Consider the following 25,000-nt stretch of genomic DNA (forward strand, 5'->3'; position numbering starts at 1 on the left):
TGTTTGTGTTATGTATAAATTATGCCGTAAATAAAATTTCGTTAATCACGGTATTTCAAAAAGTTAATTAATGTTAAATTTTGTCATGCCCGGGTGTTTTTTTTAAATAAGTTATAAAAATCATGATATTTGCCGCGCTATTAAATCAATTGATATATTATTAAATGCAGTACAAAAAAATCAATAACCTGTTAGGTTGGCTTTGTTTCATTATAGCCTCAATAACCTATATTTTAACATTAGAACCATCTGTAAGTTTTTGGGATTGCGGCGAATTTATTTCGTGCGCCTATCGTTTGCAGGTAGCCCACCAACCCGGCTACCCGGTTTTTGCTATGATTGGCAAGGTTTTGTCGCTGCTGTCATTTGGTGATAATACCAAAGTGCCGTTCTTTACCAATATGGGTTCGGCATTGGCCAGTGGTGCAACCATTATGTTTTTATTTTGGACAATCACTGCTTTTGCCAAAAAGGTGATGGTTGAAAAACGCGACGAAGCTATTGACGGCTATCAATTGTATGTGATTATGGGTGCCGGCCTTGTAGGTGCGCTTGCTTTTACTTATACTGATACCTTTTGGTTTTCTGCTGTTGAAACCATTGTATTTGCCTTATCTTCATTATGTACTGCCATTGTATTTTGGGCAATCCTTAAATGGGACGAACACGCAGATGAGCCTGGTGCCGATAAATGGATTGTTTTTATAGCTTATGTTATAGGTTTATCAATAGGCATCCACCTGTTAAACCTGTTAACTATCCCGGCAATTGCAATGGTTTATTACTTCCGCCGTACTAAAAATATTACGCTTGGCAATAGCATCCTCACCTTTTTGGCCGGCGTAGTGATCCTTGGTTTGGTACAATACGGCATCAGGGGATATACTATTAAGTTTGCGGCCTATTTTGACCTTTTCTTTGTTAATTCATTAGGAATGGGCTTTGGCAGCGGAGCTTTCTTTTTCATTTTACTGATAGTTTTTGCCCTGGTACTGGGTATCCTTTACAGTATCCGCAAAAAGAAGCCGGTATTAAACCTTGCCTTACTTTGCGTTGCATTTATCTATTTTGGATACGGCTCGTTTGCTTACATTCCTATCCGCGCAACTGCTAACACTAATTTAAACAACTCACATCCTGATAACGCTTTTACGCTTTACGGTTATCTTAACCGGATCCAGTACGGTGAAGTACCTTTGCTAACCGGCCCTATGTATGATTCGCAGGTTACCGATCAAAAACAGGGTAGTATCATTTACCGTAAAGGTAAAACCCAATATGAAAATGCCGGTCGTAAAACCGATTATGTTTATGATCACACTACTGCATTGCCGCGTATGTACAGCACTGATCCTAATGATGTGCAGTTTTACAAACAATGGCTACGTATCCCTGAAGGGCAGGCGCCAACCATGGGCGACAACCTGAAATGGATGTTTAGCTGGCAAATGTACCAGATGTACTGGCGCTACTTTTTTTGGAACTTTGTTGGCCGTTATAACGATGCCGACGGACAAACGAGCACCGAAGGTATCGACGGTAACTGGACAACCGGTTTGTTTGATGGTGGCAAACATCTGCCAAAATCGGTAACTGCCGCTACTACTTATACTCCGTTATATGCCTTGCCATTAATAATTGGTTTAATAGGTTTGTTTTTCCATGTAAACCGCCGCAGCAAAGATGCCTTGATTGTAGGCTTGCTATTTTTCTTCACCGGTTTGGCAATCGTATTATATGTAAACCAGGCATCGGTACAGCCGCGTGAGCGTGATTACTCGTATGTGGGCTCATTTTATGCCTTTGCCATATGGATAGGGTTTGGCGTTATTGCCATTGCCGAATTCGGCCGTAAATACATCGACGCTAAATTGGCGGCTATCGGTTCAACCGTTATTGGTTTGCTGGTTTGCCCTGTGCTTTTAGCCGCCAAAGAATGGAAAGATCATGACCGCTCAACCAAAATGACGCCGCATGATATGGCTTACAACTACCTTATTTCATGCCCGCCAAACGCCATTTTGTTTACTTATGGTGATAACGATACCTACTCGTTATGGTATGATCAGGAGGTTGAAGGCATTCGTCCGGATGTGCGCATTGTAAACCTGAGCCTATTCACCGGCGACTGGTATATCCGTCAGATGCAGAAAAAAATGAACAGCTCCGAGCCGTTACCTATTACCATGCCTTTTGATAAATATAAGGAAGGGGTGAGGGATGTTATTTACTTTAACGATCAGAAACTACCCGGCTACCAGGATATTAAAGAGGTTTTTGACTTCATTACATCTGATGACAAAGCTACCCAGGTGCAATATCAAAGCGGCGATTATGGTAATTACCTGCCAACCAAAAACCTGAAAGTTACCGTTAATCCCGATGAGGTTATTGCCAACGGTGTTGTAAAAGCCGATCAGAAAGATAAGCTGGCAACTGCCATGGAGTGGAAATATACTTCAAACTATGTAACCAAAGAAAACCTGGCCATGTTTGATATTTTGGCGCACAATCACTGGAAACGCCCAATTTGCTTTACTACTACTATTGGTAACGAAAACCTGATAGGTTTACAGCCTTACCTGTACAAAGAAGGTTTTACCTATCACCTGATACCGTTTAAACCAGATACTGCCTTGCATGATCAGTTGAGCAAAACCAATACCGATGTGATGTATGATAACGTAATGAACAAGTTTAAATTTGGTAACTTCAAAAAAGCCAAATACCTTGATCATGAGTCAACTTCGATGTTTTACCCGGTAATGGTAACTACTTTCCTTGATCTGGCTCAAAACCTTGTTCAGGAAGGTAAAAACGATAAGGCGTTAAAGGTTGTTCAAAAATACGAAGCCGAGCTTCCCGATCTTTATCCGTATGTAGATGTTGCCGGTCGCAAATTGTATTTAACCCAACTGGCTTATCAACTTCATGACGTGGTATTGGGTAATAAACTTGCCACCAATATTGATGATTACCTTACCGATCAGTTGGATTATAATGCCTACCTGCTTAGCCAGGATGTGAATAGCATCAATGGCCGTGATGTGCAGATTGGTATGCAGGTGTTAAATGGCCTGGTGCAGTTTACTAAAGACAATCACCAGACAGCGCTTGCTACCAAATTTGAAAATCAATTAAAAGGTTACGAAACAAAATTCCGCGCTGTATTAGGCGGAGGACAATAATCCTTGATTATATTCTATTCGCAAAGCCATCCCGGTTTCGGGGTGGCTTTGTTGGTTTAAGAGGATATCTCGCTTCAAATGCATTATTATTCTATATATACCAACATGTTAAATATTAAAATAGTTACATCAAATTAACCCGGTTTTCTTTATTTTCAAAGCCGGTATACAAAAGCTTTTAAAATGCGTTTTACGTTTTCCCTTTGTTTGGTGATGTTGTTTTGGTGCAGCGGGGCTGCTTTTGGCGATACACCGTCGGTGCATATTTCCGCAAAGCCGAATTGGCTTAGCGCCATAAAGCCCTATAATCAGAAACCTTCGTCACGTACCGTCGAGCGGGGCTTTTATTACGAGCTTATTGAAGAACAAGTGCAGGTTGAAAAACAAGCCGATTATAATCATATTATCAGGGATATAGTTTCTGAAACCGGCATCCAAAATGCGTCGCAGATCTCCGTTAGCTTCGATCCGGCTTATGAGCGGCTCGACTTTCATGATATCACCGTTTGGCGCGATGGTAAACCTTTAAACCGTTTAAAAGCTTCGGCTTTTAAGGTACTGGCCGATGAGCAGGATTTATCGAATTTTATTTACCAGGGAAGCTTCTCTGCTTTGTGTATTCTTGATGATATCCGCAAAGGCGACCGGATTGAATATTCATACACCATCACAGGCCGTAATCCTATATTGAACGGTAAATTTTGCTCAAATATGTATGTTCAATGGTATACACCAATAGCACATCATTATACAGCTATAATCGCATCATCTCAGCGTAAGCTGAACTTTAAAACTTTTAATACGGTACCCAAACCTGTCATCAGCGAAGCAAATGGCTTAAAACGCTACGAGTATGAAGGCTTCCAGGTGCCGCCCGCGCATGATGATGACAGCCAGCCCTCGTGGTATAATGAACGCGGCTTTATACAGGTAAGTGAGTTTGCAAGCTGGGCCGAAGTTGTTAATTGGGCCTTAAGTATTAATCCGCCTGCATTAAATATTAAAGGAGAGCTTGGTGAGCGGATTACGAAACTGAAAAAGGATGCCGGTAATAATAAGGAAAAATATTTCAGAGACGCTGTTCGCACGGTGCAGCAGGAAGTGCGTTACATGGGCATTGAAATAGGTGAATACTCCCACCGGGCCAATAATCCCGAAAAAGTATTTAAACAACGTTATGGCGATTGCAAGGATAAGTCGTTGTTGCTGGTGTCGATGCTGAAAGCGGGAGGGATTGACGCCTCGATGGTTTTGGTAAATGCCGATATGAACGAACATGTTGAGCAATACATACCTACGGCTTACGCCTTTAACCATGCCGTGGTAACTGCCAATGTGAACGGAAAACAGGTTTGGGTTGATGCCACTATGGATAACCAGGGTGGTGAGGGTACTGATATTTATTTTCCGCGCTATGGTAAAGGATTGGTATTGAAAGAAGGCGGCAACGCGCTCACTTCCATTCCGCCATCAAAAGGCGGCAAAGTTATTGGAGAGGATGTTTACACCGTAAAGGATGGGAAATCACCGGTGCTGTTCACCGTAAAAACCACCTACACCGGTGATGAGGCCGATTATATGCGGGGCAAACTGGAATCATCGGGTATGGCCGAAACAGAAAAGAGCTACCTCGACTATTACGCAAAGATCTATAATAAAATAGAGGCTAAGGATTCGATTACCGTAAGGGATGATTTGAAAGCCAATAGACTTACTACCATAGAAACTTATAAAATAGGTGATTTCTTTAAAAAAGATTCTACCAGCGACAAACTTACCGCCAATCTGTTTGCCAATTTTATTTACAACCAGTTTCCCTCAATAACCGGTCGTATTAAAACGCCGGTTTCTCTTACCTACCCTTACGATGCCAGTTATGCTATTAAGGTGGTTTTGCCCGGCGGGTGGAATATTAATGAAGATCATGATTCCATTAAGCGGGACTATTATCGCTATGAGTCGGATTTTACTGCTGCGGGCGATACCTTATCGCTTAACTATAAATTATCGTTTTTGAGTGACTATGTACCGGTAAACAAGCTCGATGAGTTTAAAGCCGATATAAAAAAGCTTAACGGTACCAGTTTGGGTTACAGTTTTTCTTATACGCCGCAAGGTGCGGTAAGCACGTCAACCACAAATAGCACATTAATTTTGGTTGTGTTATTGTTAACGGTTGGGCTTGTTGTACTGGGCGTGTGGCTTTATCAAAGAGAAACGCCGGGCATTGTGTTTGCTTACGGATCAACCTTTGTGCCGATAGGAGGATGGCTCATCTTAATTGCGTTGGGCTTAGCTGCTACTGCTTTGGTAACCGGTTCAAACATGGTTACAGGCGATTATTTTAGCCTCCACACCTGGAATGTATACCAGGGCAATCAGCATGAGTTTAATTTTAGGTCGCTGGTCGTTATAGAGGCAATTGGCAATATTACATTAATGGTTTATGCCCTTTTTTGCCTGGTGTTGCTGTTAAACAAGCGCGACATACTGCCTGTTTGTATCACCGGTTATTTTGCTTTTGGTTTCGTTTTCTTTCTGACGGATTATATTTTGGCTGCCAACATCAGTAGTAAGCTTGCAGAAACAGCGCTCAGCCCGCTTTTACGATCAATAGTTACGGCAGCCATATGGATCCCTTACTTCAAAAAATCGTCGCGTGTGCAGGAAACTTTTATTGTGCCACATCCGCCCTATAACTATAGTTACGAGGGCCCCGGAGTTGCAGAAGAACCGGCGTCGTAAATTATTGGCTGGTTAGGGGCTCTTATAATCGGGTTTTAGCTTTTAATCGACAGAAATTTTCGGCATTTAACGAAATATCGCCATGTGATTTGGGTGGTTGAAATTCAAAGCGTTGAAAATCAGAGGCATGGTTGTGTGGTATGCGGTTTGTGAATGCAAGGGCAACCATTTTCTTGCCTTTTGCATAAACAATGTCCGATAAATTGATGTTTCTCCCCGGTGCATGGCTGCAAATAGAAATTTTTAAAATAAATTTGATTTACTTTTAACAACAAAACACTACGATGAAATTTCAACCGCTGTTAGAACAGGTAAAACAGTACGCTATATCCTATTTTGACGTACATCATGATCCCGATTTAATTTATCATAATCTGAGGCATACTAAAGATGTTGTTGCAGCGGCTACTCAAATTGCTAACCACTATCAGTTAAGTGACGAAGATTTTTTTGTAGTGATCTCTGCGTCCTGGTTTCATGATACCGGGTATTTCACTGATAAAAAGGACCACGAATCAAAAAGCGTAGCGCTGGCTACACATTTTCTTAAACAGCATAAAGTTGATCAAACAGTTATTGACAAAGTGTCTGGGTGTATTTTGGCAACCAAAATGCCGCAAAGCCCTGCCGATTTACTGCAGCAGATCATTTGCGATGCAGATTTGTTTCATTTAGGTACCGATGACTTTCGCGATAAAAATAAGTTGTTGCGCAAGGAGATGGAAGCCATCAAGAAACATGATATTGATAAGGACGAATGGCGTAGCTACAACATTGAGTTTTTGCAGGGACACGAATATTATACCGATTACTGCCGGCTGCTGCTTAATGATCAAAAACATAAGAACCTGCAAAAGCTAATTGAAAAACAGGCTGATGTTGAAGTTAAGGAAACACCTGAAATGCTTACGGCTGATGAAGGTACAGCCTCTGTCATTACGTATGAAAAAGAGAAGGAAAAAGATAAAGATCATGATGACGACCATGGTGGCAAAAAGCATAAGAACGACAGACCCGACCGTGGTATAGAAACCATGTTCAGGATCAGCTCCAGCAACCATCAGCGTTTAAGCGATATGGCCGATAATAAAGCCCACATCATGATCACGGTTAATTCCATCATCCTTTCGGCTATTATCAGTTTAGTACTGCGTAAGCTTGATGAGCATTCAAATTTGCTGATCCCAACTTTCATGCTCCTGTCTGTTAGTTTGGCTACCATGATCTTCTCCATACTTTCAACCCGTCCGTCAATTCCACCTGGCTTGTTTACACCCGAGGATATCAATAAAAAAACAGTTAACCTGTTGTTTTTCGGTAACTTCTACCGCATGTCATACCAGGACTACAGCGATGGTATGGAAAAAATGATGGAAGACCGCGAATTTCTGTATGGCAGCTTAATCCGCGATAACTATTCGCAGGGGGTTGTGCTGGGCAAAAAATACAGGCTGCTCAGGGCATCGTACAATATATTCATGTTCGGCCTTATCGTATCGGTGGTAGCATTCATTATATCTTCATTACTGTAGGCGGTCGGGATACTGCCAAAAACAAAATCTACACCTATGGAATACTCATTTTTCGACAGGGACCTGAGCTGGTTACTTTTCAATGAACGCATATTGATGGAGGCCGAAAGCGAAGAGCTCCCTGTAATGGAAAGGGTAAATTTTCTTGCTATATTCTCATCCAATCTCGACGAATTTTATCGTGTGCGGATGCCGGTAGTAATGGCATTGCACAAGCTTAACCTGCATAATAAAACCGATGAAAGTGAGGATGTGCTATATAAAGCCCAGCAGTTGGTAGAAGCCCAGCAAAACCGCTTTGGGAAAGTTTTTAGAGGCAGGCTTATTCCGTTGTTGAAAGAAAATAATGTAAACCTGCTGTTCAATGAACCTATCCCGGCTTCTATAGGTGATAGGGTGAGCGATTATTTTTACAGCCAGGTACTTGCTTTTTTGCAACCCATTGACATCGTGGGCGGTAAAAAACAGTTCTTCCCCGAAAATAACAGGTTATACTTTTTGGTAAACCTTGGTTTGGAGAAGGAAAAAGAGCGGTCAGTGATCCTCAATATTCCGTCCAACCAGTTACCCCGATTTTTTAGCGTTAATGAAGATGGTAAACAATACATCATTTTTCTTGACGATATTATACGCTATAATCTTAACAAGATCTTCAAAACGGAAGAAATAAAAGGCTGTTACAGTTTTAAAATAACCCGCGATGCCGAACTTGAGTTAAGTGATGATTACGATGGAGATGTTCAGGAGCAGATTGAAAAACAATTGCAAAAGCGCGATCAGGGCTTGGCAACACGTTTTTTGCACCAGCCAGGTATTCCGTTGCGCATATTGCATTTGATTGAAGATAAACTGGGGGTACAGGGATCAAGTATTGTGGAAGGTGGTTTTTACCACAATCTTAAAGATTTAATGGGTTTGCCGATAGGTATCTCATCTTTAAAATACGCCAAATGGCCACCGCTGGTAAACCGGCAAATCAGTGCAGACGAATCTATATTTGATTATATAGATAAAGGCGATTGTATTTTTCATGCACCTTACCAGTCATACAACGCTATTCTCCGTTTTTTTAATGAAGCGGCTATCGATGAAAATGTTGAGGAGATTTCTGTTACGCTTTACCGCGTAGCCAGCGATTCGAGGATTGTAAATGCGCTGATCAGTGCTGCTCAAAGCGGTAAAAAGGTGCGTGTGTTGGTTGAGCTCAAGGCCCGTTTTGATGAAGCCAATAACATCAAATGGGCTAAAAAACTAAAAGCTGCCGGTGCCAATATCATTTACAGCGATAAGGCCATAAAGGTGCACGCCAAGGTTGGCCTGGTAAAGCGTCTTGTAGATGGCCGGGTAAAATATGCCGGACTTTTGGCTACGGGTAATTTTAATGAAAGTACGGCTGCCTTTTATACCGATCACATCATGATGACGGCCAATCCGCAGTTGCTGCGCGAAATGGACCTGCTGTTCATCTATCTTGGTAAAAAAGCAAAATCAGCCGAAGGCTATGATATTGATTTTAAACACCTGTTAGTTGCGCAATTTAACCTGCAATCAAAATTTATTGAGCTCATTGACAGGGAAATTGAGCAGGCGCGTAAAGGTAACCCGGCAGGAATTACCATAAAACTCAATAACCTGGAGGAGCGGATACTGATTGGCAAACTGTATGAAGCATCACAGGCAGGGGTGAAAATCAGGATGATTGTGCGCAGTATTTGTTGTTTAATACCGGGAATACCCGGCATGAGCGAAAATATCACCATAAGACGTATAGTTGACCGTTACCTGGAACATGGGCGTATTTTCATATTCCACAACAGCGGCAACCAGGAGGTTTTTATGGGCTCTGCTGATTGGATGAACCGTAATATTTACCGCCGTATCGAGGTTTGTTTCCCTGTTTACGACGAGGGTATCAGGAAGGAAGTGATAGATATGCTTGATATCCAGCTGGCAGATAACGTGCAGGCTGTAAATTTAAATGAACAATTGCAAAACATAAGGGTTGATAAAACTGAGCCGCAGGTACAATCGCAGCAGGCCATTTATCAACTTTTACAGCAAAAAAAATATGACAGGGGTTAAAAAACAGGGTGCTAAACAGGTACTGGCTCTTTATGCAGCCGGTATGCTTGCCGTGGCAGTTGTTTTTTTAATCATCTCTTGTAAAAATAAAGAAAAGGCAATTCCTGTTAGTCCGCCGGGATATGACCTTAATAACCCTGTTAAATACAAAATGCCCGAAGATCTTACCGAAATCTCCGGCTTTGCATTTCACAATGGTAAAAATGATTCGGTTTATGCCGAGCAGGACGAGGAAGGGTTTTTGTTTAGCCTGAAACTGGGCGATAAAAAAGCTAACTATACCAAATTTGGCAAAAGTGGTGATTATGAAGATGTAGCCATATGCCGGGAACAGGTGATCATGCTTAAAAGCGATGGTACATTATTCACTTTTCCTTTTAGCCAGGTTAGGACCAAAGAAGTAACCAAGGTACAAAAAACTAAAGGCCAGCTACCCGAAGGAGAATTTGAAGCCATGTGTGCCGATGAAAAGACCGGTCTGGTTTACGTTCTGTGCAAGCATTGCGTCGATGAAAAAACATCCAAAAGTAGTAGCGGCTATATCCTGAAACTACAACCCAATGGCTCGTTGAAACAAACCGGCAGTTTTGTAATCGATGTTAAAGAAATTGAGCGCCTCGTCGATAAAAAGCGTGTGCCGTTCCGCCCTTCGGCAATGGCAAAAAATGTATTTACCAATGAGTGGTATATCCTTTCGTCGGTAAATAAAATGCTGGTAGTTACTGATGTTAACTGGAAGGTGAAAAACGTTTACCCTTTAAGTGTTACTATATTTGGGCAACCCGAAGGTATGGCATTTGATAACCAGCGCAACCTGTATATCTCTAATGAGGGAGACCAGTTGAGCGCCGGTAACATATTGAAATTCAGCTTTAAGAAGTAGCGTTTATAATATCGCTAAACGTAATACAACATACATCTAACCGAACCTCATGATTAAAAAACTACCCTTGTTATTTGTTTTATTATTAGGCATGCTCAAGGCAAATGCCCAGGATTCGATAAAGTATAGGACGATCCTGATCGGTGACGCCGGAGAAATGGACATGCAGCAAAGCGCTGTTTTAAAGCATGCAGCTGCGAATGTGCTCAAAAATAAAACTTCGGTATTTTATCTGGGAGATAATATTTATCCGCGCGGTATGGGTTTACCCGGCAGTCCGGAAGAAGCCCAAACTAAAAAAATCCTGCAATCACAATACCAGCCTATGCGGGCTGCCGGCGCACCTGTATATTTTATACCCGGTAATCATGACTGGGATAAGATGGGGCCTCTCGGCTTGACTAAAATAAAACGGCAATGGGAGTTTTTAGATCAGCAGGGCGATAAACTGCTTAAAATGGTACCTGAAAATGGTTGCCCCGATCCTGTTGAGATTAATTTGACGAATGATCTAACCGTAATAGCTTTTGACAGCGAATGGTGGTTATATCCTTTCAATAAAAGTAACCCAGGTGCCGAGTGCGATTGTAAAAACAAAGATGACATTGCAGATAAGATCAAGCTGATTTTTGAGCGAAACAAAGATAAAGTGATCATACTGGCATCGCACCACCCGTTCCAGAGTTATGGTACACATGGCGGGTATTTTTCGCTCAAGGATCATATTTTTCCGTTTACGGTGGTTAACAAAGATCTTTGGGTACCGCTGCCGATTATCGGGTCGTTTTACCCGTTTCTGCGCTCCACATTTTCAAACCCCGAAGATTTGGGACATCCGCTATATAAAGAGATGATCAGAAAAGTGGATGCGGTTTTTAGCAGTTTCCCAAACCTTATTCACGTGGCAGGGCATGAGCATGGTCTGCAGTTTATCAAAAGTAAACAGATACAGGTGGTTAGCGGAGCGGGAGCTAAGCAAACCTATGCCATCAAAGGCAAATATTCGCTTTTTGCCGATGCTACGCAGGGCTACGTTATTGCCGATCTGTTGATAGATAAACGGATGCGTTTTACTTATTATATTGATAGTGAGCAAGGTGTTAAGCAGGTGTTTACCTATACACAACCATATACATCAGTAAAAAATGTTCCTGATACGCTCCATACACCTATCAAGACGGATAGCATCATGGTTAGGGTTCATCCTAAATATGATAGCGTAAGCAACTTTCACCGCCGTTGGTTTGGCGAAAACTACCGTAAGGAGTGGGCTGCCGAAACTAAGCTGCCGGTGATCAGGCTATCAGAAATTCATGGCGGTTTAAAAGCCGAAAGTATTGGTGGTGGTTTCCAAACCCACTCACTCCGTTTAATTGATAAGGATGGGAAGGAGTGGGTGTTACGCAGCGTAGAGAAGCAGCCGGAAAAGATCCTGCCCGATGAATTCCAGGAAACCTTTGCTAAAGATTGGGTTAACGATGCCATGAGCGCGCAGCATCCATTCTCCGCACTGATTGTGCCTCCGCTGGCTACAGCCGCCCGTGTGCCGCATGCCAATCCGATAATCGGTGTGGTTTCGCCCGATCCTGTTTTAGGCCAGTATGCCCACATTTTTGCCAATAAGGTTTGTTTGCTTGAAGAGCGTGAACCGGGTGGCAAATCTGACAATACGGTAAAAATGATAGGCAAAATGCTGGAGGACAATGATAACACGGTGGATGGCGAAGAGTTTTTACGCGCCCGCCTGCTCGATTTACTAATTGGTGATTGGGACAGGCATGGCGATCAGTGGCGCTGGCGCGATGAGGATAAAGGGAAAGGTAAATTTTATACTGCCGTCCCGCGCGATCGCGACCAGGTATTTTACACCAACCAGGGAATATTGCCAACCATAGCAGCGCAGCCATGGATTGCGCCGAACCTGCAGGGTTTTAGCGGTGAAATTTACAGTGTAAAATATTCCTTATGGAAAACCATGTTTATGCAACGGTGGCCATCTGTACAATACAGTCATGAGCAATGGACAAAAATCGTGAATGATTTTGTTGCTGCCGAAACGGATGAGGTGTTGGAAGCCGGTTTAAGGCGCCTGCCCGAATCATCATATAAACTAAGGCATGATGTATTACTGAAACAACTAAAAGAACGTCGTGCCAATATTCCGGCCGAAATGGAGTATTACTATAAGTTCATCAATAAAATAGTTGATATACATACTTCCAATAAAAATGAGCTGGTAACGGTAAAGGATGAACCTAATGGCAGCCTGAATGTGGTGATTAATAAAATAAATAAAAATGGTGAGGTTAAGGATACCCTTATGAACCAGAATTATCACCCGGATATTACCAAAGAGCTTCGCATTTATGTTGGCGGTGGAGATGACAAAGTGGTGCTTGATAACGCTACTTCGCCAATAAAACTGCGGTTTATTGATAGCACCGGTATCAAAACATACAATATTGTAAAATCGCTTAACACGGTACAATTGTATGACCGGGGCAAAAAGTTGAGCATAACCGGCGACGAATCAAGTGTTAACAAACATATCAGTAAGGATAGTGCCAATACCTCGTTTCTGCGGGTTAACCTTATGAATGTAATAGCGCCCCTGGCCAATATCTCTTATAACCCGGATGAAGGTGTACTGCTTGGTGCCGGTTTTAAATACACCCACCAGGAAGGCTTTCAGAAATTACCTTATAATGATGTGCAAACGGTATTTGCCAGTCACTCGTTCAGTACAAAGGCTTTCAAATTTAGTTACAACGGTGAGTGGATCCATGCTTTTGGTAAAGCTGATTATTTAATGAATGTTCAGTTTGATTATCCGGATAACATCAACTTTTTTGGCAGAGGAAACGAAACATCATTTATTAAGATTGGCGACTATCGCAAATATCATCGTACCCGGTTCACTAATCTTACATTTAGTCCGGCTTTCAGGTGGCGTAACGAATCGGGTACTTCTGTAACGGTAGGCCCTGCGTTTCAGTACTATAAATTAGATGTTGATGACAATATCGGCCGATTTATTACATATCCGTTACTGACAAATGCGCCCGACAGTTATACCTTTGATAAAACAAAAATGCATGCCGGTGTAGTTGTTAATTTTATCAACGATAAACGGAATGATAAGGTGCTCCCGGCCTGGGGAAGCTTTGTAAATATTAAACTTCAGGAGTTTAATGGCTTAAATAACAGCTCCACAAGTTTTGCTCAATTAATACCCCAGGTTGCTTTATATAAAAGCCTGAATGCCAAAAGCACTATTGTTTTGGCCGATAGGATAGGTGGCGGTATTACCATTGGCAAAACAGCCTTTTATCAATCGTTGTTTTTAGGGGGGCAGGATAATTTATTAGGTTACAGGCTTTATAGGTTTGCCGGTCAGCACAGTTTTTATAATAACCTGGAGCTGAGGATAAAATTGAGCGATTTTGCAAGTTATATAGTTCCCGGCCAGATAGGTGTTATCGGATTTTATGATATAGGCCGGGTTTGGGAAAACGGGCAAAGCTCAGATAAATGGCACAACGGCACCGGAGCTGGTTTTTATGTTGCACCGGCAAGGCTGGCAGTTATTAAAATAATTGCCGCTTACTCTGAAGAAGGATGGTACCCTTATCTTTCAACCAGTTTCAGATTTTAATAAAGGGTAAAATTGTAATTGAAAAATGCACACAGAGGTACTCAATATAAGCAAAAACGAATGTACTATTTGCCAGGTTGAAACATGCCTGACATTTAACCCGTTCGTTGCGCATTTAAAAGAACGGATTGCTACCGAAAAAACGCTCAAGAGCGAGTTTTACCGCTATGTTTTAGAGCGTTTTGAGCATGACATATGTATTGACCTGGATATGCGGCCAACCGATGCCGAAAAATACCGGGAAATGCTGGAGCTTATTTACTCCATACTTACACCGCCGATAGCCAACGAAAAGGAATTTCACTGGGCACTGAGCACACCGGTACCTGATAAGATCTTTTTCAGTACCGAGGCTTTTTATGAATTTCACTCAAGCCACCATTCAAATTTGTATGCGCTTAATGTATCCAAGAACGAAATGTTCAGCGACAGGCAAAAACGGTTTATTTACAACCTGATCCTTGAGCGGATGTATGGCTTTTCATCAGCAATGAAAAATGAATTGCTGTTTTCATATCAAGATCCCGAAACAGGTCTTTCGCGATATTTTAATATCCAAACTGATGCCCGTTTTGTAGAGATTGAATTGAATGGCGAATTGCCCGAACTTAGTTTTGATACTATTGAGCCCTATTTACATTCGCACACGAGCCTTGAGTTAATTGAAAAGGTTATACCGCTTAATATTTTTAAGTTTAAAGGGTTTTGTATAATTACATTAACCGATGTAACGTTAACCCACGCGCTAGATAGTATCCGAACAGAGTTGGTAAATCATTCGGCAAATGAAGAGGAGCAGTATGCGCATATCATCAGTTCACTTAAATCTCTTGCCGAAAGTCCGGGTATTGAGTTTGGGCTGATGCCTTTTTTAACTATCAATAACGAGCCTATATTTGATAACGACGAATGCTCCAGGAGTATCCTGCTTAAGGCTGCCAAAGATTTTAACCTTGCCGAGGAAACTTTTGACGCTGTTGTTGAAGACTATAACCAAAACCCCAGGCCTATCTTTTTCAATTCCATAACCGACGATAAGATAGGTAAATTCCCCTTTTTACAGGTTTTGAAACAGGCGGGTATTAAATCGTACGGTATTTTTCCGGTGTATTATAATAAGAAAAATGTGGGTATAATGGAAGTATATTCTTATAAAGAAATTGTTTTTTATGAGAAATTGCTTTCAAAATTACAGGCCACCATTCCGCTGATAGCACAGCTGCTTCAAAACAGTATTGATCAGTTTGAGGCACGTATTGCCGGGGTTATCAAACATAAATTTACATCGTTACAGCCATCGGTTCAATGGAAATTTAATGAGGTAGCCTGGAATTATCTTAAGGAAAAAAGAAAGAAGAAAAAGAGTCCCGAAATTGAAACGGTGTCATTCAGCCATGTTTACCCATTGTTTGGTGCTGTTGATATCCGCAACTCCACAGTTGAGCGCAACAGTGCCCTGCAGGAAGATTTGAAAAGCCTGCTCACCATACTGATTGAAACCCTGCAGGTTTTAAATCAAGATATTCATTTAAGCCTTACCGGTAAGCTGATATCTAAGTGTGAAGAATGGCTTGAACGCATCAGCGGTTACATTACTACCAACGATGAGTTGATGTTAGATACCTTCCTGCATAATGAGGTTAATCCGTTTTTGGAACATTTCAGAAATAATTATCCTGCCGAAAGGGAGATCATTGGCAGGTATTTCGACGCAATGAACGAAGAAACCGGTGCTTCATTTGAGAACAGGCGGAAGTTGGAAACCTCGATGCAACTCATTAACACGTCTATCAATCAATACCTGGAACAGGCCCAGACAGAAGTACAGGAATCATTCCCCTGTTATTTTGAAAAGTTCCGTACAGATGGCGTGGAATATGACATTTACATTGGGCAATCAATAGCACCTCAGCGTGTTTTTGATACGTTGTACCTTAAAAATATCCGTTTATGGCAGTTAAGGTCGATGGCTGAGATAGCCCGGATGACCAACGATCTCGGTGATCAGCTTTCGCGACCTTTGCAAACCACGCATTTGATATTCATCCACTCAAACGCTATAGATATTAGTTTTCGAAATGATGAAAGGCGTTTTGACGTTGAGGGGGCTTACAATATCCGTTATGAGGTGATCAAAAAACGTATCGACAAGGTTTTGATAGCAGGGACCTTTGAGCGCCTTACCCAGCCTGGCAAAATAGCTATGGTATATTTTAACCCTACTGAAGCGGCCGAATACGACGAATATATCAGGTACCTGCAACTACAGGGCTACCTGCTTGATGACCTTGAATATCTTGAACTGGAAGAATTGCAGGGGGTTACCGGCTTAAAAGCGTTAAGGGTTGGGGTTAACTACCAGTTGCCTTTATTGAACCAATAATGCATAAAGCTTAAGGCTGAAAGCTCAAAGCGAAAAGAAACAATACGTGCAAAAACTTTAAGCCTTGAGCTTTGCGCTTTTAGCTTAACGTAATAAGATTGTTTTCCGCATTAATAAATCAGTTTGCTTGTCGCTGCCTAAAACAAACTCGTGGCTGCTGAATAATTCAAAGCCATGCTTTTTATAAAAGGCCAGTGCTTTTTTGTTATGTTCCCAAACGCCAAGCCAAACGTATTGAAGGTTTTTAGTGGTTGCTTCTTTTAAGGTGAAATCAATAAACTGGTGGCCTATCTTTTTGCCATGATGCTCTGCCAAAACATAAATACGTTCTATTTCAACAGCCTCAGGGTCCTGAAGCTCGGTTTGGGCCGCACCATAATTTAACTTGAGATAGCCGGCTATTTCATCGTCAAGCATAGCGAAGAAAAAATGGGAGTTTGGGTTACTGAGCTCTGATTGTATTTTCTGCGGGGTAAAGGCCACGGCTGCATATGCTTCCATGTCCTCCGGCTTATTTAAATGCGCGAAGAAATGGAAAAATGTTTTTTTGCTTAACGCCAATAATACATCGGCATCGGCCAAAGTTACTTTTTGAATAGTTACTGTTTCTGTAGCCATGAAGCAAAACTAAAAAACTAATGCTTCAATCAAATTGTTCTTTCAGCCTTACCAGCCTGTCAATCATGAGGTTTAATTTTTCTTCCTCGTTCTTAAACATCCGGGGTTTAAGGTAAAATGTGGTGAACAAAAACCAAATGCCGATTGATGTGTAGGTAACTATTTTAAAGGTAAGCGATGAATGTTCAAGTACTTCGATAAAATACATGGCTAAACCCGCGCTTAGCAATAGTATATAGGTATAATAAAACCAGCCAATAACCTTGCTGCGGTTTTTTTGATATGCCTTAAGACTGTCAAGATACTCAGCAGGATTAAGGGTGGCGTCGCGCTTGCTCAAAATGTGGTAATGGCGTACCATTAATGAAAGGTACATGAGCATGGTTACCAGCACAATCAAAATCCCGATGGTGGTAACTGCAGATTTGAATGCCAGGAAAAAAGTGACGACGAAAGCGAAAGCTACGGTTACAACCATGGCCACAATGCTCCAGTATAACTTTTGGGTTATACTCCTTATTCCCTTCTTTACCTGCTTCAGCACCTCTTCCACCGAAAGCTGATCTGGTTTTGGCTGTCCCTGCCAAACCGACATCAAATGATCAAAGTCTTTCATACTGGTTATATAACTCCGTTAATTTTTGTTTTATACGATAAATTTTCACCCTCAAATTCCCTTCTGATATGCCCGAAATTTCGGCAATTTCGGGGTACGGCACCTCATCAAGCACCATGGTTATAATAATCCTTTCTGATTCTTCCAGTTTTGAAATACACTTGTATAGTAAGGCTACCTGCTCGTTTTTGTCAGATAGTTCTTCGCGCTTTGTTTCGGCTAATTGTGGAGTTAGTTCGTCTTTGGCCTGGCGTTTTTCCGAGCGCAAATAGGTTAAACAGGTATTTACAGCAATGCGGTAAATCCAGGTTGATATCATGGCCTGGTTACGGAATTTCTCTAAATTTTGCCAAACCTTTAAAAAGGTTTCCTGTAACAGGTCGTTGGCGGCATCGTCATCGCCGGTATAACCATAGCACAGATGGAATATCTTTTTAGAATTAGCTTCATATATCTGCTTGAATGCTGCTTCTTTGTTGGCCACTTCAGTTAATTTTATATTTAGACGATGTTAAGCTTTGTATGTTACAACAAATGATCATTCTTTTTAAACCAGCCCAGCTTGCTCTCGGCATCGCTTATTAATTTATTGTAACTGTCCTGGTAATCAAATTGTAAGTCTTCATGGAGTTTATTGATCAACCCACGGATCTTTTCAACCTGCCTTGTTAATATCAGCCTTAAAGGTTTATATGATGTACGCCTGTCGGCATATTCGATATAGTTTTCGCAAAAATTGATCAATAATTCAATCTCGGCACCTTTTGAGGCCATGAATTTAGTGTACTTACTTAATAGTCTCAGTATTTTACGCATGCCCTTTGCAGCGTTGTAGCTCAAAGACGATAGCTGACTGAACATGAACCCGGCTTCGGCCTTTACCTTTTCAACAAAGGCGGCTTCATCATGGGCCTCAAAAAGCAGGTAGGCAAGGAGTTCTTTGTTTTCCTTTTTGTAGCGCGCCAAACGGAGCATCAATTCGGCCAGCTGCTCGTTAGGCAAGTGCTGAATCTCTTTTTTTATATGCTGTAATCCGTAAGTTGTGGTACTCATGTTGTAAATAAGCGGGCAAATTACTAATTGTTTAAATATTTTTTCACGAATGACCTTTGCAGTTCAAGAAAATTAAAACTAATTACACGAATGCGGACGGGGAACCATTCGTGTAACTCGTTTTAATTCGAATAATTAGTGAGGGAATTAAAACACGACTGCTTTGGTGCAATAATTTTGTTTCTTCATTTAACTTAATCATAAAATAGAATATTCCTATGCCTGTTTAAACAGCGCGTAAATTTTGTAGTTTTGCAGGCTTATTAAATTAAATGAAAAAAAGCAGACTGACGCTCTTCATTTTTATCGCACTGGTATTGGGTGTGATAGCCGGTTATATTTATAACACTTATGTTTTTGCCGATCTCAATAAACAGCTTAGCACTGCCGGTGCAACTATTAAAAGCATCGACAAAAGTATAGAAGCATTATCCGATACTACCGCATCGGCTTATAAAGATCTTAAACTGCAAAGAATAGCCCAGGTAAAACTACAAAGCCAGGCTACAGATGCACGGGAAGATAAACTTGAGCTTTATAATATCCTGAGCAAAATTTTTCTTAACCTTATTAAAATGATTGTAGCCCCGCTGGTGTTTACCACGTTGGTAGTAGGCGTAGCCAAGGTGGGGGACATTAAGGCCGTTGGCCGGATTGGCGGTAAAACTATGCTTTGGTTCATCAGCGCAACACTGGTGTCCTTATTATTAGGAATGCTGCTGGTTAACCTGTTTGAGCCAGGCAAAACCATGCACCTGCCGCTTCCTGATAGTCATTTAAGTACGGGCATCAAAAAAACGGCATTGTCATTGACTGAGTTTGTTGGTCACGTTTTTCCCAAAAGCTTTATAGAGGCGATGGCCAATAACGAGATCCTGCAGATCGTGGTGTTCTCTTTGTTTTTTGGCGTAGCTACCGCTGCTATAGGCGAGCAGGGCAAAATTGTGATCAAAGCGATGGACGCCTTTGCCCACGTGATCATGAAGATTACCGGCTATGTTATGAAAATGGCCCCTTTGGCTGTATTTGGCGCCATAACTGCTGTAGTAGCTAAACAAGGGATAGGTGTACTTTCAACCTATGGCATTTTTATCAGTGAGTTTTATTTTTCGCTGATCGTACTTTGGTCGGTAATTATATTGGCCGGGTATATTGTATTAAGAAAACCGGTGTTCAGGCTACTTAACAGTATTAAAGATGCCATGTTGATAGCTTTCAGTACATCAACAAGTGAAGCAGCATATCCTAAAGTACTGGAAGAACTGGAGAAATTTGGCTGCAGTAATAAAATAGTGAGCTTTGTGTTGCCATTGGGTTATTCATTTAATTTGGATGGTTCCATGATGTACATGACTTTTGCATCATTGTTCCTTGCGCAATCATATGATATTCATCTTTCATTCGGGCACCAGTTATCGATGTTATTGGTGCTGATGCTTACCAGTAAAGGTGTGGCGGGTGTGCCAAGGGCTTCGCTGGTGGTAATTGCAGGTACGTTGGCTATGTTCAATATTCCGGAAGCAGGTTTGTTTTTGTTGATTGGTATTGATCCGTTGTTAGACATGGGGCGTTCGGCTACCAATGTGCTTGGTAATGCCATGGCAACGGCGGTAGTAAGCAAGTGGGAAGGGGAAGGAATTAATTAGTGAATTAGTGATTTAATGAGTTAGTGATTTATTAATTTCCCCTATCACATTTTAATCACCTTATCAATAATTAGTTAAGTATATGAAAGATACAAATAAAACAGATTTTGCTGAGCAATTTAGAAATCGTACTAAGAAATTCGTAGTAGACAATATTAAATTTTTCAAAACTCTACCTAAAACAGAGGAAGCTAAAATTATCGGAAGACAATTATTAAGATCTTCGTCATCGGTAGGGGCTAACTATCGCGCCGCTTGCAGGGCTCGATCCCAAGCCGAATTTCATTCAAAACTTTCAACAGTTGTAGAGGAAGCAGATGAATCAGCATTTTGGATGGAAGTATTAATTGAGGCCGAAGTTGTAAAACAATCAGACCTGGCAGTTTTATTGGATGAAGCCATTCAGATATTAAAAATCACTTCAGCATCAAGAAAAACTGTATCATGAAATTTAACGGTGATTTTAATTCACTAACTCACTAATTCAATAATTCACTAATTAGTTATATATGTCTCCCCGTTTAAAAAAAGTATTCCTGATCATGACTGTTGTGGTGCCGTTTATACTGTACTGCGTTTATTATTATGGTATGATGATCAAGAATGCACCTTACCGTTTCGTTGATTTCGAATCGATCAGCTTTCAATATGGTTATAAGGATAGCCTTGTTAATAAATATGATTCGCATACCGGCATGTTTCAGTACCTCGACAAACGAGATTCGCTGGTGAAAGAGCATTTGCGTTTAACCAAAGATGATCTGCTATACTTGCACCGCAAGGCCGCCGACCTCGGTTTTTGGGATTTTCCGTCGAAAGAAATTGGTGATACATCGGCCGCGGCTTCAAAAAAAGCTGTTAGATATATCATTGAGTTTAAATACAAGAAAAAAACCAAGCGCGTGATTTTCGATACAGATTATTTTGGTAACCCTAAACTGATTGATGCCAATCAGCGGTTGATAGACGAGATAAAGAAGAAACTTACTGATGTTGAAGATCGCGGTAAAAAATAAAATATTGGGATGTTGTTTATTAAATAATCAATCCCTATATTTGCACCTCGAAATTTAAAACAATATTTAACAAACATGTACGCAATAGTAAGTATAGCAGGACAGCAATTTAAAGTTGCCAAAGACCAGCAGATCTTTGTACACAGGTTACAAGGCGATGAAGGCGCTAGTATTGAATTTGACAGTGTATTGTTAGCAGAAAACGAAGGTAAATTCAAATTAGGTTCTGATTTGAAAGGTGCTAAAGTATCGGCTAAGATCGTGTCACATTTAAAAGGTGATAAAGTAATCATCTTCAAAAAGAAAAGAAGAAAAGGTTACAAAAAGAAAAACGGTCACCGTCAGCAATTTACCAAAATCGAGATCACCGGTATTACATTATAATTAAAGGTTGAACCGGAGTTGTTCTGCAATTCCATAAAAGATATAAAAAATGGCACATAAGAAAGGGGCCGGTAGCTCAAGAAACGGTCGTGAGTCACATAGCAAACGCTTAGGTATCAAAATTTTCGGTGGTCAGCCAGCAATCGCAGGTAACATCATCGTACGTCAGCGTGGTACAAAACACAACCCAGGCTTAAACGTTGGTCTTGGTAAAGATCATACTTTATTTGCACTGGCCGAAGGTATCGTAGTTTTCAAAAAGAAAGCTGATAACCGTTCATACGTTTCAGTAGTTCCGTTTGAGGCTGAAGCTGAAGAAGTAGCTGCACCTGCACCAAAAGCTAAAAAAGAAGCTAAAGCTGTTGAAGCTCCTGCTGCTGAAGAAGCTCCAAAAGCAAAGAAAGCTGCTGCACCAAAAGCTAAAAAAGAAGAAGCTGCTGATGCTGCTGAAGAAACTGTAGCTGAGTAATCAGTTAACAAATATTAGGATATAAAAAATCCCGGTCAGTTTTGATCGGGATTTTTTGTTTTGTGCTTATTCGTCAGAAGCGAAATTAATACTAATAGGTATACTGTATACTACTCTAACCGGTTTGCCATGAATAAGCCCTGGCTTCCATTTAGGCGATCTGCGGATGTATTCGATGTAAGCCTTATCCATTGCGCTATTCCTACCACGAATTGCTTTAACATGGGTCAAACTTCCGTCCTTTTCTACAATCATTTGTATGATAACCCGGCCCTGGGTATTTTCAGTTGTATCTAAGGCGGGCATTTTCATCTTTGAAAGATAAGCACCCAATTTTTCCAATCCTCCGGGAAATTCAGGTATCTCGTCAACTTTCGTATAAACAGTTGTATCAGGTTTGATTCTCGCTTTTGTTGTTTTGCTTTGGGCAAAAACAACAAAAGGAAGCATAATCAAACCAAATACAGACAGGTACTTCATAGATTATTCAATGATCAATTTCTTTACATAATAAGTATCTGGGTTGATAATTGGCATGTTTTTGCTTGTTATTGATATGTTCTTCAGCGCAAGTCTTGAGCGGAGAAATGTGTGGTGGCAGACTTGTGCTTTATTGGAAGGTACAAATATTCATTCCCGTAATCGCCGTACAACACTTGCGCCAAATATGATATTTGAAATTATCGCTCTTTTATCTCTTTTACAGCAACCGGCATATCGTTACCCTTTCCAAATGATACTGGTACAGAGTACAGACAACGTACGGTTTGGCCATTTTGCTGAGCTGGTTTCCGTTTAGGGCTTCTTTTTACTATGTCGACGGCAAGCGAATCAGTTTCAGCAGTTAATTCTTTGGTTACATGGGTATTGGTTACACTGCCATTCCTTTCTATAACGAAGGTAATAATAACTAATCCCGAAGGCTGGTCTTTAAGCGGGGCCTTTTTTATAATATTCGATATATACTCTTTAAGTTTTTTAGTACCACCAGGAAATTCCGGAAGTTGTTCAACCTCAGTATAAACAGAGGTGTCTATCTTCGCTGTTTGCGCTTTAACGGTGGATAATAACATTACAAATAGAAATGTGATAAGTAGGACATGTTTCATCTTGAGATAGTAGAACTTTATTTTATTCAATGATCAGTTTCTTCAAATAATAGGTATCCGGATCAATAACCGGCATTGTCTTGCTGATTATGGTGATGCCTTTTTTATCAAGTATATAACGTTTGGTCACGCCATCTGCCGTAATATCAATTGGCAATGGCATATCGATGTTTAACAACTGAACCTGGTATTTATCGCCTCGCTGGGCTTTTATGTGTACTTCCAGTTTGTTGATGGAATAGATATACAGATCGAATAACGGCTTCAAATCCCGGCCCGCTGCCTTGCTGAAATACTGCATCACATCATCAGTACTTGCCAAATTGCTGTAAGTATAACGCGGATCGGTAACGAAACCTTTAAGGGCAGGGAAGAAGGTGCTATCGCCCATAATATACCTGAGTGTGTGCATAAAGAATGCGCCCTTACCGTAGATATCGCCATTATAGGCCGATTCTTCATCGATGTCTTTCCCGATAACAAGCGGGATTTTATTGCCGAATGAGAGTGCTGAATTTTGGAAGAATTTGATATAAGCTTTCTCGTCTTCAAATTCCCTTACATACAGTGCGTCGCCATAGGTACAAATGCCTTCGTGGATCCAGTAATCGGCCCAATCTTTAGCAGTTACTTTATTACCCCACCATTCGTGACCAAACTCATGGTGCATCAGGCCGTCATAATCTTCACCGCCGACTTTGGTATATTTAAATTTGGCGCCATAAGCATTCATTGTTTGATGCTCCATGCCCAGGTGAGGGGTTTCAACAATGCCTATCTTTTCTTTTGCCCAGGGATATTCGCCAAAGTATTTCTCCTGTTCTTTGATAGTTTTTACAAAAATATCCAGGTGATGTTCGGCTTTGGCGGCATGTTCCTTTAATACATAAAACTGGATAGGAACCTGGTGCCCGTCAACGGTTGCGTACGGACGGGTCACAACTGTATAATCACCGGCATTAAACAAGATGCTGTAATTATTGATGGTATATTTGGTTTGCCAATGGAATGTTGCTGTTTCCTTTTGTTTAGTTACGCCTTTTAACAATCCTGGCCCGGCTACTACAAGGTTTTTGGGAACGGTGATGAACATATCCACCCCCTCATTAGGTTCGTCGGACGGGTGATCCTTACAAGGGAAATACAATTTGCCACCTGTACCTTCGGCGGTGATTGCCATCCACTGGTGCCCGGTTGAATCGCGGGTCCAAATAAAACCATCATCCCACGGTGGGCGACGGGCAACATGCGGTTTACCTCCGTAGATTACTTTTACACTTGCTTTACCAGCAGGCAGTTCTCTGGTTGTATTAATGGTAATAAGGTTGTTCTTATATTCAAATGGTTCCTGTTTGCCATTTACCAAAACTTTGCTGATGTGTAATGAATCCAACAGATCAAAAAGTAAAACTTTGGTCGGCTGGGCCATGATCACATCAATGGTGGTAAAGCCATCAATGGTTTTTTGCTCCGGATTAACAGCAAGCGAAATGGTATAATGGCGCACGTCCATTATGGCTTGCTCGGGTTTCAGTTTTCCGCCAGAGGTCAGGGTTTGGGCGTGAATATATCCCGCAAGAAAGAGAAACGTAGAAATTAATAGGACTTTTTTCATAGAATA

The 25,000-nt window shown here is 41.1% G+C and carries 19 protein-coding genes; 12 read left to right on the forward strand and 7 right to left on the reverse strand.

Annotated elements, in window-relative coordinates; genetic code table 11:
- The first annotated feature begins 164 nt into the window (after window positions 1–164).
- From AC59JO_RS19775 to AC59JO_RS19805, 7 genes are all read left to right on the forward strand, one after another.
- Window positions 165–3,188 carry a DUF2723 domain-containing protein gene (locus AC59JO_RS19775; RefSeq protein ID WP_497307379.1) on the forward strand — a complete coding sequence of 1,008 codons (3,024 nt, stop codon included), beginning with the start codon at window positions 165–167 and terminating at the stop codon, window positions 3,186–3,188.
- Between the two features lie 183 nt (window positions 3,189–3,371).
- The gene (locus tag AC59JO_RS19780; protein ID WP_497307381.1) at window positions 3,372–5,933 is read left to right on the forward strand and encodes a DUF3857 domain-containing protein; all 2,562 of its coding nucleotides are present in this window, start codon (window positions 3,372–3,374) and stop codon (window positions 5,931–5,933) included.
- Window positions 5,934–6,217: 284 nt separating this feature from the next.
- Window positions 6,218–7,465 (forward strand): Pycsar system effector family protein, encoded by a 1,248-nt coding sequence (locus AC59JO_RS19785; RefSeq protein WP_497307383.1) that lies wholly within the window; start codon window positions 6,218–6,220, stop codon window positions 7,463–7,465.
- A gap of 36 nt (window positions 7,466–7,501) precedes the next feature.
- Window positions 7,502–9,547, forward strand: a complete 2,046-nt coding sequence (ppk1, locus tag AC59JO_RS19790; RefSeq protein ID WP_497307385.1) for a polyphosphate kinase 1 — start codon at window positions 7,502–7,504, stop codon at window positions 9,545–9,547.
- Window positions 9,534–10,430 carry an SdiA-regulated domain-containing protein gene (locus AC59JO_RS19795; RefSeq protein ID WP_497307387.1) on the forward strand — a complete coding sequence of 299 codons (897 nt, stop codon included), beginning with the start codon at window positions 9,534–9,536 and terminating at the stop codon, window positions 10,428–10,430. The genes ppk1 and AC59JO_RS19795 overlap by 14 nt, the downstream gene beginning before the upstream one ends.
- Before the next feature lie 49 nt (window positions 10,431–10,479).
- Entirely contained in the window at window positions 10,480–14,085 is a 3,606-nt protein-coding gene (locus tag AC59JO_RS19800) for a BamA/TamA family outer membrane protein (protein WP_497307389.1), read from the forward strand.
- A 25-nt stretch (window positions 14,086–14,110) separates the two neighbouring features.
- Window positions 14,111–16,468: a GAF domain-containing protein gene (locus tag AC59JO_RS19805; RefSeq protein WP_497307391.1), complete on the forward strand. Its 2,358-nt coding sequence runs from the start codon at window positions 14,111–14,113 to the stop codon at window positions 16,466–16,468.
- A gap of 84 nt (window positions 16,469–16,552) precedes the next feature.
- On the opposite strand, the gene AC59JO_RS19810 is transcribed toward AC59JO_RS19805, so the two are convergent.
- Genes AC59JO_RS19810 through AC59JO_RS19825 form a run of 4 tightly spaced genes read right to left on the reverse strand, consistent with a single transcriptional unit; the run spans window position 16,553 to window position 18,755 of the window.
- Window positions 16,553–17,086 (reverse strand): GNAT family N-acetyltransferase, encoded by a 534-nt coding sequence (locus tag AC59JO_RS19810; RefSeq protein WP_497307393.1) that lies wholly within the window; start codon window positions 17,084–17,086, stop codon window positions 16,553–16,555.
- Between the two features lie 25 nt (window positions 17,087–17,111).
- On the reverse strand, window positions 17,112–17,702 hold the full coding sequence (locus tag AC59JO_RS19815; protein ID WP_413667617.1) for a hypothetical protein: 591 nt from the start codon (window positions 17,700–17,702) through the stop codon (window positions 17,112–17,114).
- Window positions 17,689–18,186 (reverse strand): RNA polymerase sigma factor, encoded by a 498-nt coding sequence (locus AC59JO_RS19820; RefSeq protein WP_090525007.1) that lies wholly within the window; start codon window positions 18,184–18,186, stop codon window positions 17,689–17,691. The genes AC59JO_RS19815 and AC59JO_RS19820 overlap by 14 nt, the downstream gene beginning before the upstream one ends.
- A gap of 41 nt (window positions 18,187–18,227) precedes the next feature.
- On the reverse strand, window positions 18,228–18,755 hold the full coding sequence (locus tag AC59JO_RS19825) for a hypothetical protein (RefSeq protein WP_497307396.1): 528 nt from the start codon (window positions 18,753–18,755) through the stop codon (window positions 18,228–18,230).
- A 272-nt stretch (window positions 18,756–19,027) separates the two neighbouring features.
- Here AC59JO_RS19825 and AC59JO_RS19830 point away from each other — a divergent pair, with 272 nt between their 5' ends.
- The 5 genes from AC59JO_RS19830 (at window position 19,028) to rpmA (ending at window position 22,270) form a co-directional block, all read left to right on the forward strand.
- Window positions 19,028–20,401, forward strand: a complete 1,374-nt coding sequence (locus AC59JO_RS19830; protein WP_413667618.1) for a dicarboxylate/amino acid:cation symporter — start codon at window positions 19,028–19,030, stop codon at window positions 20,399–20,401.
- 82 nt (window positions 20,402–20,483) lie between these two features.
- Window positions 20,484–20,849: a four helix bundle protein gene (locus AC59JO_RS19835; protein WP_413667619.1), complete on the forward strand. Its 366-nt coding sequence runs from the start codon at window positions 20,484–20,486 to the stop codon at window positions 20,847–20,849.
- A gap of 61 nt (window positions 20,850–20,910) precedes the next feature.
- Window positions 20,911–21,417: a hypothetical protein gene (locus AC59JO_RS19840; protein ID WP_497307398.1), complete on the forward strand. Its 507-nt coding sequence runs from the start codon at window positions 20,911–20,913 to the stop codon at window positions 21,415–21,417.
- A gap of 75 nt (window positions 21,418–21,492) precedes the next feature.
- Window positions 21,493–21,801 carry a 50S ribosomal protein L21 gene (gene rplU, locus AC59JO_RS19845; protein WP_090467954.1) on the forward strand — a complete coding sequence of 103 codons (309 nt, stop codon included), beginning with the start codon at window positions 21,493–21,495 and terminating at the stop codon, window positions 21,799–21,801.
- A gap of 49 nt (window positions 21,802–21,850) precedes the next feature.
- A complete protein-coding gene (gene rpmA, locus AC59JO_RS19850; RefSeq protein WP_413667621.1) occupies window positions 21,851–22,270 on the forward strand; it encodes a 50S ribosomal protein L27 in 420 nt (139 codons plus the stop codon).
- Between the two features lie 66 nt (window positions 22,271–22,336).
- Here rpmA and AC59JO_RS19855 read toward each other — a convergent pair whose 3' ends face one another.
- The 3 genes from AC59JO_RS19855 to AC59JO_RS19865 all read right to left on the reverse strand — a co-directional run bounded on the left by AC59JO_RS19855 (window position 22,337) and on the right by AC59JO_RS19865 (window position 24,994).
- Window positions 22,337–22,750, reverse strand: coding sequence for an energy transducer TonB (locus AC59JO_RS19855; RefSeq protein WP_497307401.1), 414 nt, complete (start codon window positions 22,748–22,750; stop codon window positions 22,337–22,339).
- Window positions 22,751–22,950: 200 nt separating this feature from the next.
- Window positions 22,951–23,343 (reverse strand): energy transducer TonB, encoded by a 393-nt coding sequence (locus tag AC59JO_RS19860; RefSeq protein WP_497307403.1) that lies wholly within the window; start codon window positions 23,341–23,343, stop codon window positions 22,951–22,953.
- A gap of 58 nt (window positions 23,344–23,401) precedes the next feature.
- Window positions 23,402–24,994 (reverse strand): M1 family metallopeptidase, encoded by a 1,593-nt coding sequence (locus AC59JO_RS19865; protein ID WP_497307405.1) that lies wholly within the window; start codon window positions 24,992–24,994, stop codon window positions 23,402–23,404.
- Window positions 24,995–25,000 lie beyond the last annotated feature (6 nt).

It is taken from the genome of Mucilaginibacter sp. A5337 (genome assembly GCF_059690695.1).

What these genes read in the sequence shown, in the direction of transcription:
- AC59JO_RS19800 (WP_497307389.1), top strand. Translation starts at nt 10,480, where the DNA reads ATGATTAAAAAACTACCCTTGTTATTTGTTTTATTATTAGGCATGCTC.
- ppk1 (WP_497307385.1), top strand. Translation starts at nt 7,502, where the DNA reads ATGGAATACTCATTTTTCGACAGGGACCTGAGCTGGTTACTTTTCAAT.
- AC59JO_RS19805 (WP_497307391.1), top strand. Translation starts at nt 14,111, where the DNA reads ATGCACACAGAGGTACTCAATATAAGCAAAAACGAATGTACTATTTGC.
- rpmA (WP_413667621.1), top strand. Translation starts at nt 21,851, where the DNA reads ATGGCACATAAGAAAGGGGCCGGTAGCTCAAGAAACGGTCGTGAGTCA.
- AC59JO_RS19825 (WP_497307396.1), bottom strand. Translation starts at nt 18,755, where the DNA reads ATGAGTACCACAACTTACGGATTACAGCATATAAAAAAAGAGATTCAG.
- AC59JO_RS19775 (WP_497307379.1), top strand. Translation starts at nt 165, where the DNA reads ATGCAGTACAAAAAAATCAATAACCTGTTAGGTTGGCTTTGTTTCATT.
- AC59JO_RS19840 (WP_497307398.1), top strand. Translation starts at nt 20,911, where the DNA reads ATGTCTCCCCGTTTAAAAAAAGTATTCCTGATCATGACTGTTGTGGTG.
- AC59JO_RS19780 (WP_497307381.1), top strand. Translation starts at nt 3,372, where the DNA reads ATGCGTTTTACGTTTTCCCTTTGTTTGGTGATGTTGTTTTGGTGCAGC.
- AC59JO_RS19860 (WP_497307403.1), bottom strand. Translation starts at nt 23,343, where the DNA reads ATGTTATTATCCACCGTTAAAGCGCAAACAGCGAAGATAGACACCTCT.
- AC59JO_RS19785 (WP_497307383.1), top strand. Translation starts at nt 6,218, where the DNA reads ATGAAATTTCAACCGCTGTTAGAACAGGTAAAACAGTACGCTATATCC.
- AC59JO_RS19795 (WP_497307387.1), top strand. Translation starts at nt 9,534, where the DNA reads ATGACAGGGGTTAAAAAACAGGGTGCTAAACAGGTACTGGCTCTTTAT.
- AC59JO_RS19810 (WP_497307393.1), bottom strand. Translation starts at nt 17,086, where the DNA reads ATGGCTACAGAAACAGTAACTATTCAAAAAGTAACTTTGGCCGATGCC.
- AC59JO_RS19815 (WP_413667617.1), bottom strand. Translation starts at nt 17,702, where the DNA reads ATGAAAGACTTTGATCATTTGATGTCGGTTTGGCAGGGACAGCCAAAA.
- rplU (WP_090467954.1), top strand. Translation starts at nt 21,493, where the DNA reads ATGTACGCAATAGTAAGTATAGCAGGACAGCAATTTAAAGTTGCCAAA.
- AC59JO_RS19835 (WP_413667619.1), top strand. Translation starts at nt 20,484, where the DNA reads ATGAAAGATACAAATAAAACAGATTTTGCTGAGCAATTTAGAAATCGT.
- AC59JO_RS19865 (WP_497307405.1), bottom strand. Translation starts at nt 24,994, where the DNA reads ATGAAAAAAGTCCTATTAATTTCTACGTTTCTCTTTCTTGCGGGATAT.
- AC59JO_RS19855 (WP_497307401.1), bottom strand. Translation starts at nt 22,750, where the DNA reads ATGAAGTACCTGTCTGTATTTGGTTTGATTATGCTTCCTTTTGTTGTT.
- AC59JO_RS19830 (WP_413667618.1), top strand. Translation starts at nt 19,028, where the DNA reads ATGAAAAAAAGCAGACTGACGCTCTTCATTTTTATCGCACTGGTATTG.